Raw genomic sequence first — 13,364 nt, forward strand, 5'->3', positions numbered from 1 at the left:
ACATATAAAGCGAGCGCGATGTTGGAACCGAGCGGCAGATCGGAAAGCGCGTCATCACGAACGTGCGCCCGCACGCGACTCATGGCGCGGACTCGTGCGGCTGAATCATGCTGCTTCAACGCCCGCCAGGACGGACCGGTAGTGACTTCTGCCCGGACCCGTTTCGTCTGGAAATGCGCTTCTGCGCAGGCCACATTGGAACGCCTGTTTTTTCTCAGACAAATCGTTTGACCATCACTGCAGTTTACAAATCCGGTAATTCGAAGACTGTTTAGTTAAAGTCCGGCGCCCGGCGGACGTAAACACAAACATACGGACAGATTGACTGGTTTTCCTCATGTTAAAGCCCCTTTCCCGCTGGGATATGCAGCACGTGGCAGCGGCCACGCTTTGCGCTTCGGTGTTTATCACCGTGGTTGCGCTGCCGTCCACGTCGGCGGGGCACCAGTGCCGCCGGGTCGCCGGACACGGCTGCAATACCGAGGTCAAGCCGGTCAAATCGGTCAACGACAAGCCGCGCGCTTCGTTCTGGGCCTGAGCAGGCCCGACAGGGGCGGGTTTATCCAAGCTCGCCTGATCGACTTCTCGTTCTTCCGCTCACGTCTCGACGCCTTCTGATTCCGGGCGTTTCGTTACCCCGGCCAGCCGCGCACGCTTACGACGCTGCAAAGGCTCGCGCAATTCACCCCCTATCCCGCCTTGTTCGGCCATCCGATCCGCGCTCTGACGCTGGATATCGGAAACCCTAACTTTGTCTCAATCGCGTTGACTGGTGTGATGACCTTATGACAGCATCAGTACCAGCCCGGAAGCGATGGCCATGGAGCAGTCTGATTTCACGCGGGGTTGCCGGGCGGCTCGCGCGGTGATGGAAGTGCAGTCATAGCACTCACTCAGGAGACAACATGAAGCGCTCGACCCGTTGGGCTGTCGCGGCGGTGGCCGCACTCGCCCTGTTCTCATCCGTCGGTGCAGCCCAGGCCGCCGGTCTTATCGCGATCATCACTCCCTCCCACGACAACCCGTTCTTCAAGGCCGAAGCCGACGCCGCCGACGCGCGTGCAAAGGCACTGGGTTACGACACGATCGTGCTCGTCCACGACGACGACGCGAACAAGCAGATGAGCCTGGTCGAAACCGCGATCTCGCGCGGCGCCAAGGCGATCATTCTTGACAACGCCGGCTCGGAAGCGTCGATCTCCGCTGTTCAGAAGGCCAAGGACGCAAAAATCCCGTCGTTCCTGATTGATCGTGAAATCAACGCGACCGGTATCGCCGTGTCGCAGATCGTCTCGAACAACTACCAGGGCGCGCAGCTCGGCGCGCGTGCGTTCGTGAAGGCGATGGGCGAGAAGGGCAACTATGTCGAACTCGTCGGCCGCGAAGCCGATCTGAACGCCGGTATCCGCTCGAAGGGGTATCACGACGTGATCGACCAGTTCTCGAACATGAAGATCGTTGCGCGGCAATCGGCCAACTGGAGCCAGCCGGAGGCGTATCAGGTCATGGAGAGCATCATCCAGAGCCATCCGGATCTCAAAGGCGTGATCGCCGGCAACGATACGATGGCCATGGGGGCATCGGCTGCACTCAAGGCGGCCAAGCGTAGCGACGTGATCGTCGTCGGCTTCGACGGCAGCAACGACGTGCGCGATGCGATCAAGCGCGACGAGATCAAGGCGACGGTGCTTCAGCCAGCCGCGCTCGCGGCGACGCAGGCAGTCGAGCAGGCAGACGCTTATCTGAAGAGCGGTGCGACCGGCAAGCCTGAGAAGCAGCTCATCAATTGCTCGCTGATCACGAAGGCCAACGCCGACAAGCTCGATATGTTTGCGTTGCGGTAGAGCTACGATGAAGCACGCACATTCCGCAGCGCCGTCGACTTCCTCATTTGCGGCACCTACGCCGCCGCAGCGGCGTGTGCGCTACACCTGGTTCGCCACCGGTATTGTTGTGGTCTGCTGCATTGTCGGGGTCGTTCATGGGACCAAGCTGGTCAAGAACGATCCCGACGCAGCGAAGTCCGGCGACAGCTATACGGACGACGGCTTCAACGCGAACAAGATGGTCGCCTCGATCTGGCAGAGCAAGGTCGTGCCAGCCATTGAACATCGCGCAACCGACTATGCGACATTGCGCACCGCGATCAGTGCCGACGCCGATGCGGCGGGCAAGAAGTACGGCTATCGCGGCAAGGACGAAAGCGCGCCGTGGAATTTCCCGACGCGCGTGAAGGGCACGATCGTTTCGGTCGATGTCTCGTCGAGCCAGGGCACGGTCGGCGTCGATACGACGGGCAATGGCAAGGCCGATGTGACCGTCGATATCGGACCGACCCTGCTGGGCACGACGCTGCGCGACTCGCTGGATTTCGTGTCATTCACCGACTTCAAGAATCAGATCGACTACGCGAAGTTCGGCACGGCGCTTAACGCGTACACCGCGACGCATGTGCTCGCCAAACTCCCGCGCAACGATCTCAAGGGCAAAAGCGTCTCGGTCGTCGGATCGTTCACGAACGACGGAATGAGCGACACGCCTGAAGTGGTGCCGCTCGAGGTCACGCTCGGAGACAAGTCATGAGCGCGGACGCAGCGAACCCGGCGAACCCGATGAGCGATGCCGATTCCCCGGCACTCGATCATCCGGTGCTGCTCACGGTCGAAAACGTGACCAAGGTCTACCCGGGCACGATCGCGCTCAAGGACGCCAATTTTCAGGTTCGCGGAGCCGCCGTCAATGTGCTCGTCGGCGAGAACGGCGCGGGCAAATCGACGCTGATGAAAATCATCGCGGGCGCCGAGCAGCCAACCACGGGGCGCATCGTGATCGACGGCGAAGCGGTCGTGCTCGCCGACAGCGTCGAGGCGCGCCGACATGGCATCGGCATCGTGTTTCAGGAACTCAACCTGTTTCCGAATCTGTCGATCGCGGAAAACGTGTTCATGGCGCACGAAATCACGCGCGGCGGCATCGATATCGACGCCCCGACGCAGCGTGAACGCGTGCGCGCGCTGCTCGAGCGACTCGAGCTCAACGTGTCGCCCGACACGCTCGTCGAAGATCTGCGCATCGGTCAGCAACAGATCGTTGAAATTGCGAAGGCACTCGCGCAGGACGCGAAGATCCTGATCCTCGATGAACCGACTTCGGCGCTCAGCGCCGCCGAGGTCGAAGTGCTGTTCCGCGTGATCGCCGAGCTCAAGGCGCATGGCGTAGGGATCGTCTATATCTCGCACCGGCTCGAAGAGCTCGTGCGGATCGGTGACTACATCACCGTGCTGCGCGACGGACACATCACGGGTCAGCAGCGTATGAAAGACATCGACGTGCCGTGGATCGTGCGTCAAATGGTCGGGCGCGAGACCAAGGACTTTTCGCGGCCAGTCGATCACACGCTCGGCGACCCGGTGCTGGTCGTCGATTCGGTGTCTTTGCCACGCAAGGGCGCCGGCTATCTCGTCGATCACGTGTCGATGACCTTGCGGGCCGGAGAAATCGTCGGCATCTACGGTCTGATGGGCGCGGGCCGTTCGGAGTTGTTCGAGTGCCTGCTCGGATGCCATCGGCACGCAAGCGGCACCGTCACGCTCGGCGGCACGCCGCTTGCCGGCAAGTCGATCGCGCAGCGGGTCGCGCTTGGCCTGGCCTTGATTCCGGAAGACCGCAAGGCCGACGGACTACTCGAATCGCTGTCGATCGGCAGCAATATCACCTTGTCGAGCCTGCAGGCGCTTGCGCACGGATTCGATATCCGGATGCGCGACGAACAGTCGTCGATCACGCGCTATATCCGTGAGCTCGCGATCAAGGTCGCGGACTGGCGTCTGCCCGTGAGTTCGCTCAGCGGCGGGAATCAGCAAAAGGTCGTTATCGCGCGTGGCCTGATGACATCACCCAAGGTCCTGCTGCTCGACGAGCCGAGCCGCGGCATCGATGTCGGCGCGAAAGCCGACGTGTTCAAGGTCATGCGCGACCTCGCGAGTCAGGGCATCGGCATCCTGTTTGTCACGTCGGATCTCGCCGAGGTCAAGGCGCTTTCGGACCGGATCCTTGTGATGTCCAACGGCCGGGTGACGGCTGAATTCGAAGGCGCCGCGGCGACGGACAGTGCAATCGTCGCGGCCTCCGTCATCGGACACGCTGTCACGCGGTCCGGGCATACCACGCAGTCGGACACGATCTCCACGCCGGAGGTTCATGCATGAATGCGTATGACTTCACTGACTTTACGTTTGCACGCCACGGGAGGCGTTGTCCATGAGTCTGGCTATCAAGCGTCCGGCGTCGGTTGCGGCCGTCGGTGAAGCGCCGCTGCTGCTCTTGCTCAAGCTGCGCACGTTTATCGCGTTGTTCGCCGTCGCGATCTACTTCTCGTTCGCCGCGCATAACTTCCTGAGTCTCGAGAATCTGCTGATCATGTCGAGGCACGTGGCGCTCAACGCGTTTCTCGCCATCGGCATGACCTTCGTCATCGTGTCGGGCGGGATCGATCTGTCCGTGGGCTCGATCGTGGGCCTGTCGGGGATGGTCGCGGGTGGATTGATTCTGAACGGGATCCCGCTGGGCGGCTATACGTTGTATCTGAGTGTGCCGCTCGTGATCGTCGTCGCGTTGATCTCGGGCATCGTGATTGGCGCGATCAACGGGCTGCTGATCACCCGGCTGAACGTCGCGCCTTTTATTGCCACGCTTGGCACGCTCTATATCGCTCGTGGCGCTGCGTTGCTGTCGTCGAGTGGTTCGACGTTCCCGAACCTGATCGGCAATGCCTCGTACGGCACGACCGGATTTCCGGTTCTCGGCTCGGCCATGTGGCTCGGTGTGCCGTTGACCGTGTGGCTTCTCGTGCTCGTCGGAGTCGGGGCCGCCTATCTCGCGGCGCGAACGCCGCTAGGGCGGCAGATCTACGCAGTGGGGTGCAACGAGCGTGCGGCCCAGCTGTCGGGTGTGCGCGTGAACCGCATCAAGATGTTTGTGTATATGTTCTCGGGCTTCTGTGCGGCGATTGTCGGGCTCATTATTTCGTCCGAGCTTGTCGCTTCGCATCCGATGACGGGTGAAACGTTCGAACTCAACGCGATTGCGGCGGCCGTGCTGGGCGGAACGTCGATGTCCGGAGGCCGGGGCAAGATCGGCGGCACGATCATCGGTGCGTTCGTGATTGGCATTCTGTCGGACGGGCTCGTCATGATGGGGGTCAGTTCCTTCTGGCAGACGGTGATCAAAGGCGTCGTCATCATTGCAGCGGTGGTGGTCGATCAGGTTCAGCGACGGATGCAGCAACGATTTGCGCTTGAGAAGCAGGCCGAGAAACCGGCGTGAGAAACCGGCGTGAGTAACAGGCGTCGATAACAGGCGTGTGCAGGCGACGCACATCGGACCGGGCGCAAGCACCGCTCCCCATACGCAATCGCGTCGCACATTCAGCAACACTCAGCAACATTCAGCAACATTCAGCAGTAACGAGCAGGCTCGATTCACGAAACGCAAGGAGACAGGCGTGGAGGCTGGTGCAATGACGGCGCAGGCGAAGGGTGGAAAGACGGGCGTGGTGAGAGGTGCGCTGATTGGCTGCGGTTTTTTTGCGCGCAATCATTTGAACGCGTGGCGCGACCTTGATGGCGTCGAGATCGTTGCGCTTTGCGATGCAGACGTCACGCGCCTCAATGACGCCGCGCAGGCCTTCGGCGTCGCAAAGCGCTACACCGACGCTGCGCAGATGCTCAAAGACGAAGCGCTCGATTTCGTCGATATCGCGACCACCGTGGCCAGCCATCGGCCGCTTGTTGAACTGGCGGCGTCGCATGGCGTTTCGGTGATTTGCCAGAAGCCTTTTGCGTCGACACTCGAGGATGCGCATGCGATGGTCGCGGCGTGCGAGCGTGCAAATGTCGCGTTGATGGTCCATGAGAATTTCCGCTGGCAGTCGGCGATTAGAGCCGTTGGTGATGCGCTGAGCGCCGGCGAGATCGGACGTCCGTTCTGGGGGCGTGTTTCGTTTCGGTCTGCGTTCGATGTGTTCAGCGGGCAACCGTACCTCGCTCAAGGGCGGCGTTTTATCGTCGAAGATCTCGGGATCCATGTGCTCGATATCGCGCGATATCTTTTCGGCGATGTCGACACACTGAGTGCGACGATTGCACGCGTCAACCCGTCGATCAACGGCGAGGATGTCGCGACCGTGCTGATGTCTCATACGGCCGGTGTCTCGAGTGTCGTCGATTGCAGCTATGCGTCGCGGCTGCCGCACGAATTGTTTCCGCAAACGCTGGTCGAGGTGGATGGCTCCGAGGGCACGCTGCGTTTGTTCGCGGACTATCGCGTGCAGATCCATAACGCGCTTGGCACGCACGAACGCGTGTGTGCACCGCCCGCGCTGCATTGGGCGCAATCGCCGTGGGAAGCGATTCAGGACAGCGTGTTGCGCATCGAATCGCACTGGCTCGATTGTCTTCGCGCGGGGCGCGAGCCCGCAACGTCCGGTCGCGACAATCTGAAGACCCTGGCGCTTGTCGAGGCCGTGTATCTATCGGCGAAGGAACGCAAGACGATCGTTCCGGACAGCTTGTGGTCGCACCTCGATAGCGGATCGGCGCCACACGCGCCTCAGATGGCGGATCGGGCTTCAGCATGAATCGTGACCTTGCCCTGGCCGAGCTTTATTACGGGACAGCAGAACCTGTCCCTGAAGCACGCAGACTCGAGGCGGGGCGCTGGTCCGCTTTGCTGATCGACGGCGCCTTGCGCGATATTCGCTGTGAGGGTCGCGAAGTGATTCGTTCGATCGCGTTTCTGGTTCGCGACCGTGACTGGGGCACCTGTTCGCCGCGCATCGACGCGTTCGACGTCGTTGAAACAGGTGATGCGTTTCGTGTGCACTACACGGCGACGTGCGCAAATCCCGACGGCCAGCAACTCGAATACCGGATTCGCTTCGATGGCGACGCACACACAGGCATCTCGTGTACGGCGGATTGCATCACGCGGACGGATTTCCTGACGGCACGCAGCGGATTCTGCGTGCTGCACCCCATCGACGGGGTCGCCGGCGTCGAGGCCATTGTCGAGCACGGCGACGGGCGGATCGCGCCGGGGCGCTTTCCGGATGCCATCGATCCGTGGCAACCGTTCAAGGACATTCGTGTCATCGAGCATCGCTTGCTCGGGCATCAGTGGTTGCGCTGCGCGCTCGAAGGCGACACGTTCGAAATGGAGGATCAGCGCAACTGGTCCGATGCCTCGTTCAAGACCTATTCGCGGCCGCTCGAATTGCCCTGGCCGTTTGTGCTCGAAGCCGGGCAGTCGTTCTCGCAGGCTGTACGGATATCGGTGCGCGACGAAATGCCGCACGACGAGACCGTAGGGGCAGCCAAAGAAGTGGAGGGCCAGCGTCAGGCGGCGGATATCACGCTGGGTGATCGTTCTGGCGCGTTGCCCGAACTCGGCATCCTCATCGCGCCCGACGAACTCGACGCGACGTTCCAGCACCTTGCGGCGTTGCGCGCGACTGCGCCGAAGCGGATTTCGCTGCACTACGACCCGCTCGCCGGGCATGGCGTCAGCGTGCTCACGCGCTACGCTGAGTTGATGCGGCACATCGATGCCAGCGCCACGCTCGAATATGCGTTGCCCGGTGTCGACAGCCCGGCTGACGAGATTGCGGTGCTCAAGCGTGAGCTCGACCAAAGCGGCCTTGCGATCGCAGGCCTGATGATCAGCCCGTCGGTCCACCGTCAGTCCAATCCGCCGGGCAGCGTAAGCCCGCCATGTCCGGATCTCGTCGAGGTCTATCTCAGTGCGCGCCGTGCTTTTCCGGCGCTTCGCCTGAGTGGCGGCATGCTGAGCTATTTCACCGAGTTCAATCGGAAGCGTCCTCCCGTCGGGCAGGTCGATGAGGTGGTGCACGCGACCTGTCCGATCGTGCATGCCGCTGACGACACGAGCGTCATGCAAACGCTCGAAGCGATCACTCACATCACACGCTCGTGCCGTGCGCTGATCGGCGATCGGCCTTATTCGATCGGTCCGCTGTCGATCGGCATGCGCCAGAACCCCTATGGATCGCGCACGATGCCCAATCCGCATCGACAGCGCATCGCGATGGCGGACGACGATCCTCGGCAACGGGGCTTGTTCGGCGCGGCCTGGCTTGTTGGCTACCTCGCTGCGGTTGCCGAAGCCGAATTGGCGGCGTTGACCGTTGGCGGGTTGACCGGCGCGCGTGGCTTTATCGACGCACACGGGCGCCCATACCCGATTGCCGCGGTGATCAGGACGCTCGCCTCGCTCGGCGGCGGCGCGCGTATCGATGCGAGGTCGAGCCGTCCCGGCGAGATCGCGGCATTCGCAGGGCAAGCGCCCACGGGACAGCGCGTCGTGATGGTGGCGAATCTCACGCCCGAGACGCAGGCATTCCGGTTCTCGGCGTTGCAAAGCGCCGCCCGCATGTGGGTGCTCGACGAAACCACGCTGGCGGACTTTCGCAATGACACGGTCACCCCGTCCGACGATCGGCTCGACGAGCGTGAGCGCTTGCTCAGGCCGTATGCGTGCCTGGCGATGTCCTTCTAAGCGATCGATGGCTTCGGGTTAGTAATAACCCGAATGGTATGCCGATAACGCGTTATGGTCTACTCATCATACCAGTTTGATTCGAGCGGACGCACTTTGGAGACGAGAGCATGAAAGAGAAGATCGCTTTGTTCGGGGCGGGCGGAAAGATGGGGTTCCGACTGACGAGCAACTTGCTGAAGTCCGACTATCGCGTGGCTCACGTCGAAGTCAGCGAGGGGGGACGCAAGCGTCTCAAGGACGAACTCCAGATCGAGTGCGTGTCGATCGATGATGCGCTCGAAGGCGCGGATGTCGTGATTCTTGCGGTGCCGGACACGCTGATCGGCAAGCTCAGCCACGACATCTCGCCGAAGATGAAGGCCGGCACGATGGTGATGACGCTCGACGCGGCAGCGCCGTTTGCCGGGCATCTGCCCGAGCGGCCGGACCTCGTGTACTTCGTGGCGCACCCCTGCCATCCGATCATTTTCAACAATGATGATGATCCGCGCGCACGTCGCGACTTCTTCGGCGGCGCGTTCGCCAAGCAGTCGATTACCAGCGCATTGATGCAAGGTCCGGAGTCGGCGTTCGATCTCGGCGAAGACATTGCGAAGGTCATCTATGCCCCGATCCTGCGTTCGCATCGGCTGACGGTCGAACAAATGGCGCTGCTCGAACCGGGGCTCTCGGAAACGGTCTGCGCGACGTTGTTGCAGGTCATGCGCGAGGCGATGGACGAGACCGTCAAGCGTGGTGTGCCCAAGGACGCCGCGCGCGACTTCCTGCTCGGACACATGAACATCCTGAGCGCCGTGATTTTCAACGAAATCCCGGGTGCGTTCTCGGATGCGTGCAACAAGGCCATTCAATTCGGCAAGCCTCGTCTCATGCGCGACGACTGGATTCATGTGTTCGATCGCGGCGAGATCTCGGAAAGCATTCGCCGGATCACCTGAATGGAGGCGGGGCCCGAGTCGCCCACATCCCTTATCTGTTACCAAGAGGAATACGGTTGTGAGCGAACGGATTCATGCGACGTACTGGCTCGAGACAGGCGATGACCCGGCCCGCGCCGCTGAAGTGATCGCGGGGGAGCAATCGAGCGGCACGTTTGTCGCGTTGCCCAACGAGACGCCTGAACTCAAGGCGCGGTCGGGCGCGCGCGTGGAGCGATTGAACGTGCTCGGGCAAGTCGATGCACCGAGCCTCCCCGGTGGCATGCGCGCGCACCGCTACACGCGGTGCGAACTCGAGCTGTCGTGGCCGATCGAGAATATGGGGCCGTCGGTGCCGAACCTCATGTCGACGATCGCCGGCAATCTCTTCGAGTTGAGACAGGTGTCGGGGTTGCGTATCACGGGCCTGCGTTTGCCGCCGTCATTTCTGGCCGCGTATCCGGGGCCCGCGTTCGGTATCGAAGGCACGCGTCGCCTGAGCGACGTGCATCGTGGCCCATTGATCGGCACGATCATCAAACCCAGCGTCGGACTCTCGCCGGAGCAGACGGCCGAGCAGGTCGAAGAGCTGGTCGCCGGCGGTATCGACTTCATCAAGGACGACGAGCTTCAGGCAGACGGTCCTCATTGCCCGTTCGACGAACGCGTGCGCGCCGTCATGCGTGTGGTCAACGAAGCGGCGGAACGGACCGGCAAGAAGGCGATGGTCGCGTTCAATCTGACGGGCAGCCTTGACGAGATGAAGCGTCGTCATGACCTCGTTCTGCGGGAGGGTGGCACGTGCGTGATGGCGGTGCTGAATTCAATCGGTATCGTGGGTTTGCAGGAGCTGCGCCGTCATGCGAGCTTGCCGATTCACGGGCATCGCGCAGGTTGGGGCTATTTGTCGCGCTGCCCCGAGCTCGGGTGGGACTATGCGCCGTGGCAGATGATCTGGCGTCTGCTCGGTGCCGATCATCTTCACGTGAATGGCCTGCGCAACAAGTTCAGCGAGAGCGACGACAGTGTGATCGAAGCCGCTCGTGCCGTGCTCCAGCCGATTTCGAATGATCATCCGATGCGCGCCATGCCTGTGTTCAGCTCCGGGCAAACGGGGCTCCAGGCGGCGGATACGTATCGCGCGATCGGCACGGCCGATCTGATCCATACGGCGGGCGGCGGCATCTTCGCGCATCCCGGCGGTGTGAGCGCGGGTGTCGAAGCCCTGCGCGAGGCGTGGGTGGCCGCACTGGACGCGAAGCCGATCGCCGATCACGCCGAGCGCGTGCCATCGTTGCGCACGGCGCTGGAGTTCTGGCAATGACGTCGACGGCGTTGCCACCGGGCGTGCTGCTTGCGTACTACGGCGACGACTTCACCGGTTCGACGGACGCGATGGAGTCAATGACCGCGGCCGGCATCCCGACGCTGTTGTGTCTGGAGCCACCGACGCCCGAGCTGCTCGCGCGTTTCCCTGATGTGCGCTGCGTCGGGATCGCAGGTTCGTCGCGAGGACGCAGCCCGGAGTGGATGTCACAGGCCTTGCCCGAGGCGTTCGCGAGTCTGGTGGCGCTCGGAGCACCGATCGTGCAGTACAAGATCTGTTCGACCTTCGATTCGTCACCGCAAGTGGGTTCGATCGGACGTGCCATCGACATTGGCATCGAAACGGTCGGCGGCCGCTGGTCGCCGATGGTGGTCGGTGCGCCGCGTCTGCGCCGGTATCAGATGTTCGGGAATCTGTTTGCTGCCGTCGATGGCGTGGGTTACCGGCTCGATCGGCATCCGACGATGTCCCGGCATCCTGTGACGCCGATGCATGAGGCCGATCTTCGACTGCATCTGCGCGAGCAAACCGCGCGACGCATCGAGCTTGTCGACATGCTGAGCCTTCGCAGCGCACGCGGCATCGAGCACATCGATTCGCTGGCCGGAAACGACACGCCGATCGTACTGCTCGACGTGCTCGATGCAGAAACACTTGAGGCCGCCGGCGAGGCCATTTGGGAACGCCGTGGGGACAGGCTGTTCACCGCATCGTCGTCGGGCCTTCAATATGCGCTCGGCGCGTATTGGCGAGCGCGTGGATGGGTACCTGACACGGTGACGCTTCCCGAGGCCGAACCTGTCGGACAGATCGCGGTGGTCAGCGGCAGTTGTTCACCGGTGACGGCCGGACAGATTCGCCACGCGCGCGAGGCGGGGTTTCATACCGAGCGGCTCGCTATCGAATGCGTCCTTGCGACAGCCACGCGCGAACGCGAAATCGAGCGCACAGCGAGTGCAGCGGTCAATGCGCTGAGCCGCGGGCAAAGTGCCGTGGTGTTCAGCGCCGAAGGGCCGGATGATCCGAGCGTGATGCGGTTCGACGACAGTGCGCGCGCAGCGGGTATCAGTCGGGGCGATGCGGCGCGGGCCATCGGGCAGGCACTCGCGGCTGTCATGCAGCGCATACTCGATCGTGTCTCGCTCGATCGCGTCGTCGTGGCGGGGGGCGACAGCTCGGGCGAAGTCGCGAGTGCGCTGGGTGTGACTGCGCTCAGCGTGGCTGCAGCGATGGCGCCCGGTGCGCCTGTATGCCGGGCGTGGTCAGAGGACGCGCGCCGCGACGGCCTTCAGATCGTGCTCAAGGGCGGGCAAATCGGCGGGGCGGAGTTCTTTCGTGAGGTGCGCGACGGGCCAAAGGGGCAGCAAGGGCAGCCAGGGCGGCAAGGACAAGCGACTCAAAGCGCGTAACAAGGCGAGCGAGCGGTGGGGATCGACGGAATCGGGGGCAGCGAGGGCGACAGGCACTGCAGGGTTCCCTGAGGTTTGGCGCACGATGATGGGCCCAAAGGTCCACGCCCGTGTCACGCTTTCCTCAGGCTGAACACTTCCATCAGGCTGAAAGTCCGTGGTACTGTCATCAGACCAAACGACACCAATCAGGTTGATTCATGGCTGAGACCATTCCGCGCCGGAAGTTGTACCAGGAGGTACTCGACCGGCTCATGGACCGCATCCGCAGCGGGGAGATTGCGCCGGGTGCTCAATTGCCGTCCGAACGGGAGTTGATGGAGCAATACGGCGTGGGGCGGCCCGCGATCCGCGAAGCGCTGCAGGCGCTCGAGCGTTCCGGCATCGTCGAGATTGCCCACGGCGAACGTGCGCGCGTGGTGGTGCCGACTGCCGAACGGCTGATCGCCCAGGTCGCTGGCGGCGCCATGCATTTGCTGCGGACCCAGCCCGATATGCTGGGCCATCTGAAAGAGGCGCGCGTCTTTCTCGAAACGGGCCTGGCGCGATTGGCCGCCGAGCGGGCGACCGACGAAGATGTAGCGAACCTTCAGTTGCGCGTGGCCCAGCAACGCGCGTCGATGGTCGACCTCGAGAAATTCATTGAACGCGATATGGCATTTCATCGCGAGATCGCGTTGATTAGCGGTAACCCGATTTTCCCTGCCATTGTCGAATCGCTGTTTCGCTGGGCGAGCGAGTATTACCGCCCGCTGGTCCGTGCGCCGGGTGTCGAGGAGCTCACACTCAGCGAACATCAACGCATTGTCGACGCCATTGCCAAGCGTGATGGCAACGGCGCAGCCGAGGCCATGCATCAGCATTTAAGTCGCGCCAACGAGTTGTATCGCCGCGCAGGGCAGACCTGAACGCGATCGGACAAGTCGTGCTCGTTGCGTACGCCTTGTCCGCTTCCTGATTGGGATCGGGCAACCTGGTTCCGGCTTTATCCGTACCTCTGTCATTTCCGGGATTTCACTGATCTTCGTGCGCCTTGACTGGTATCATGAGGTGATGATGTAATGAGTCCACATTATGAGAGCGCGGAAGCCCTTCAGTGCTGACCGCCCGTCCATGCCCGCGTGTGAACCGCGG

Annotated in this window: 11 protein-coding genes; all 11 read left to right on the plus strand. The window is 62.5% G+C overall.

Annotated elements, in window-relative coordinates; translation table 11 throughout:
• The first annotated feature begins 337 nt into the window (after window positions 1-337).
• The 11 genes from ACMFWR_RS06510 (at window position 338) to ACMFWR_RS06560 (ending at window position 13,138) form a co-directional block, all read left to right on the plus strand.
• Window positions 338-538, plus strand: a complete 201-nt coding sequence (locus ACMFWR_RS06510) for a hypothetical protein (protein ID WP_413194186.1) — start codon at window positions 338-340, stop codon at window positions 536-538.
• 367 nt (window positions 539-905) lie between these two features.
• On the plus strand, window positions 906-1,844 hold the full coding sequence (locus tag ACMFWR_RS06515; RefSeq protein WP_413194187.1) for a D-ribose ABC transporter substrate-binding protein: 939 nt from the start codon (window positions 906-908) through the stop codon (window positions 1,842-1,844).
• 7 nt (window positions 1,845-1,851) lie between these two features.
• On the plus strand, window positions 1,852-2,583 hold the full coding sequence (locus ACMFWR_RS06520; protein WP_413194188.1) for a DUF2291 family protein: 732 nt from the start codon (window positions 1,852-1,854) through the stop codon (window positions 2,581-2,583).
• On the plus strand, window positions 2,580-4,208 hold the full coding sequence (locus ACMFWR_RS06525; RefSeq protein WP_413194189.1) for a sugar ABC transporter ATP-binding protein: 1,629 nt from the start codon (window positions 2,580-2,582) through the stop codon (window positions 4,206-4,208). The genes ACMFWR_RS06520 and ACMFWR_RS06525 overlap by 4 nt, the downstream gene beginning before the upstream one ends.
• Window positions 4,209-4,260: 52 nt before the next feature.
• Window positions 4,261-5,325 carry an ABC transporter permease gene (locus ACMFWR_RS06530; protein ID WP_413194190.1) on the plus strand — a complete coding sequence of 355 codons (1,065 nt, stop codon included), beginning with the start codon at window positions 4,261-4,263 and terminating at the stop codon, window positions 5,323-5,325.
• Window positions 5,326-5,503: 178 nt separating this feature from the next.
• Window positions 5,504-6,637 (plus strand): Gfo/Idh/MocA family protein, encoded by a 1,134-nt coding sequence (locus tag ACMFWR_RS06535; RefSeq protein WP_413194191.1) that lies wholly within the window; start codon window positions 5,504-5,506, stop codon window positions 6,635-6,637.
• On the plus strand, window positions 6,634-8,574 hold the full coding sequence (locus ACMFWR_RS06540) for a hypothetical protein (RefSeq protein ID WP_413194192.1): 1,941 nt from the start codon (window positions 6,634-6,636) through the stop codon (window positions 8,572-8,574). The genes ACMFWR_RS06535 and ACMFWR_RS06540 overlap by 4 nt, the downstream gene beginning before the upstream one ends.
• 110 nt (window positions 8,575-8,684) lie before the next feature.
• The gene (locus ACMFWR_RS06545; RefSeq protein ID WP_413194193.1) at window positions 8,685-9,515 is read left to right on the plus strand and encodes a phosphogluconate dehydrogenase C-terminal domain-containing protein; all 831 of its coding nucleotides are present in this window, start codon (window positions 8,685-8,687) and stop codon (window positions 9,513-9,515) included.
• A 58-nt stretch (window positions 9,516-9,573) separates the two neighbouring features.
• Window positions 9,574-10,818 carry a ribulose-bisphosphate carboxylase large subunit family protein gene (locus ACMFWR_RS06550; RefSeq protein ID WP_413194194.1) on the plus strand — a complete coding sequence of 415 codons (1,245 nt, stop codon included), beginning with the start codon at window positions 9,574-9,576 and terminating at the stop codon, window positions 10,816-10,818.
• Window positions 10,815-12,230, plus strand: a complete 1,416-nt coding sequence (oiaK, locus tag ACMFWR_RS06555; RefSeq protein ID WP_413194195.1) for a 3-oxo-isoapionate kinase OiaK — start codon at window positions 10,815-10,817, stop codon at window positions 12,228-12,230. The genes ACMFWR_RS06550 and oiaK overlap by 4 nt, the downstream gene beginning before the upstream one ends.
• Before the next feature lie 200 nt (window positions 12,231-12,430).
• Complete coding sequence (locus ACMFWR_RS06560; protein ID WP_413194196.1) at window positions 12,431-13,138, plus strand: transcriptional regulator NanR; 708 nt, start codon at window positions 12,431-12,433, stop codon at window positions 13,136-13,138.
• Window positions 13,139-13,364: the final 226 nt, after the last annotated feature.

Source organism: Pararobbsia alpina (genome assembly GCF_965118125.1).
Taxonomy (GTDB): Bacteria; Pseudomonadota; Gammaproteobacteria; order Burkholderiales; family Burkholderiaceae; genus Pararobbsia; species Pararobbsia alpina_A.

Excerpts from the sequence above, each read along its gene's own strand:
- ACMFWR_RS06510 (WP_413194186.1), top strand. The coding sequence starts at position 338 with ATGTTAAAGCCCCTTTCCCGCTGGGATATGCAGCACGTGGCAGCGGCC.
- ACMFWR_RS06515 (WP_413194187.1), top strand. The coding sequence starts at position 906 with ATGAAGCGCTCGACCCGTTGGGCTGTCGCGGCGGTGGCCGCACTCGCC.
- ACMFWR_RS06520 (WP_413194188.1), top strand. The coding sequence starts at position 1,852 with ATGAAGCACGCACATTCCGCAGCGCCGTCGACTTCCTCATTTGCGGCA.
- ACMFWR_RS06525 (WP_413194189.1), top strand. The coding sequence starts at position 2,580 with ATGAGCGCGGACGCAGCGAACCCGGCGAACCCGATGAGCGATGCCGAT.
- ACMFWR_RS06530 (WP_413194190.1), top strand. The coding sequence starts at position 4,261 with ATGAGTCTGGCTATCAAGCGTCCGGCGTCGGTTGCGGCCGTCGGTGAA.
- ACMFWR_RS06540 (WP_413194192.1), top strand. The coding sequence starts at position 6,634 with ATGAATCGTGACCTTGCCCTGGCCGAGCTTTATTACGGGACAGCAGAA.
- ACMFWR_RS06545 (WP_413194193.1), top strand. The coding sequence starts at position 8,685 with ATGAAAGAGAAGATCGCTTTGTTCGGGGCGGGCGGAAAGATGGGGTTC.
- oiaK (WP_413194195.1), top strand. The coding sequence starts at position 10,815 with ATGACGTCGACGGCGTTGCCACCGGGCGTGCTGCTTGCGTACTACGGC.
- ACMFWR_RS06560 (WP_413194196.1), top strand. The coding sequence starts at position 12,431 with ATGGCTGAGACCATTCCGCGCCGGAAGTTGTACCAGGAGGTACTCGAC.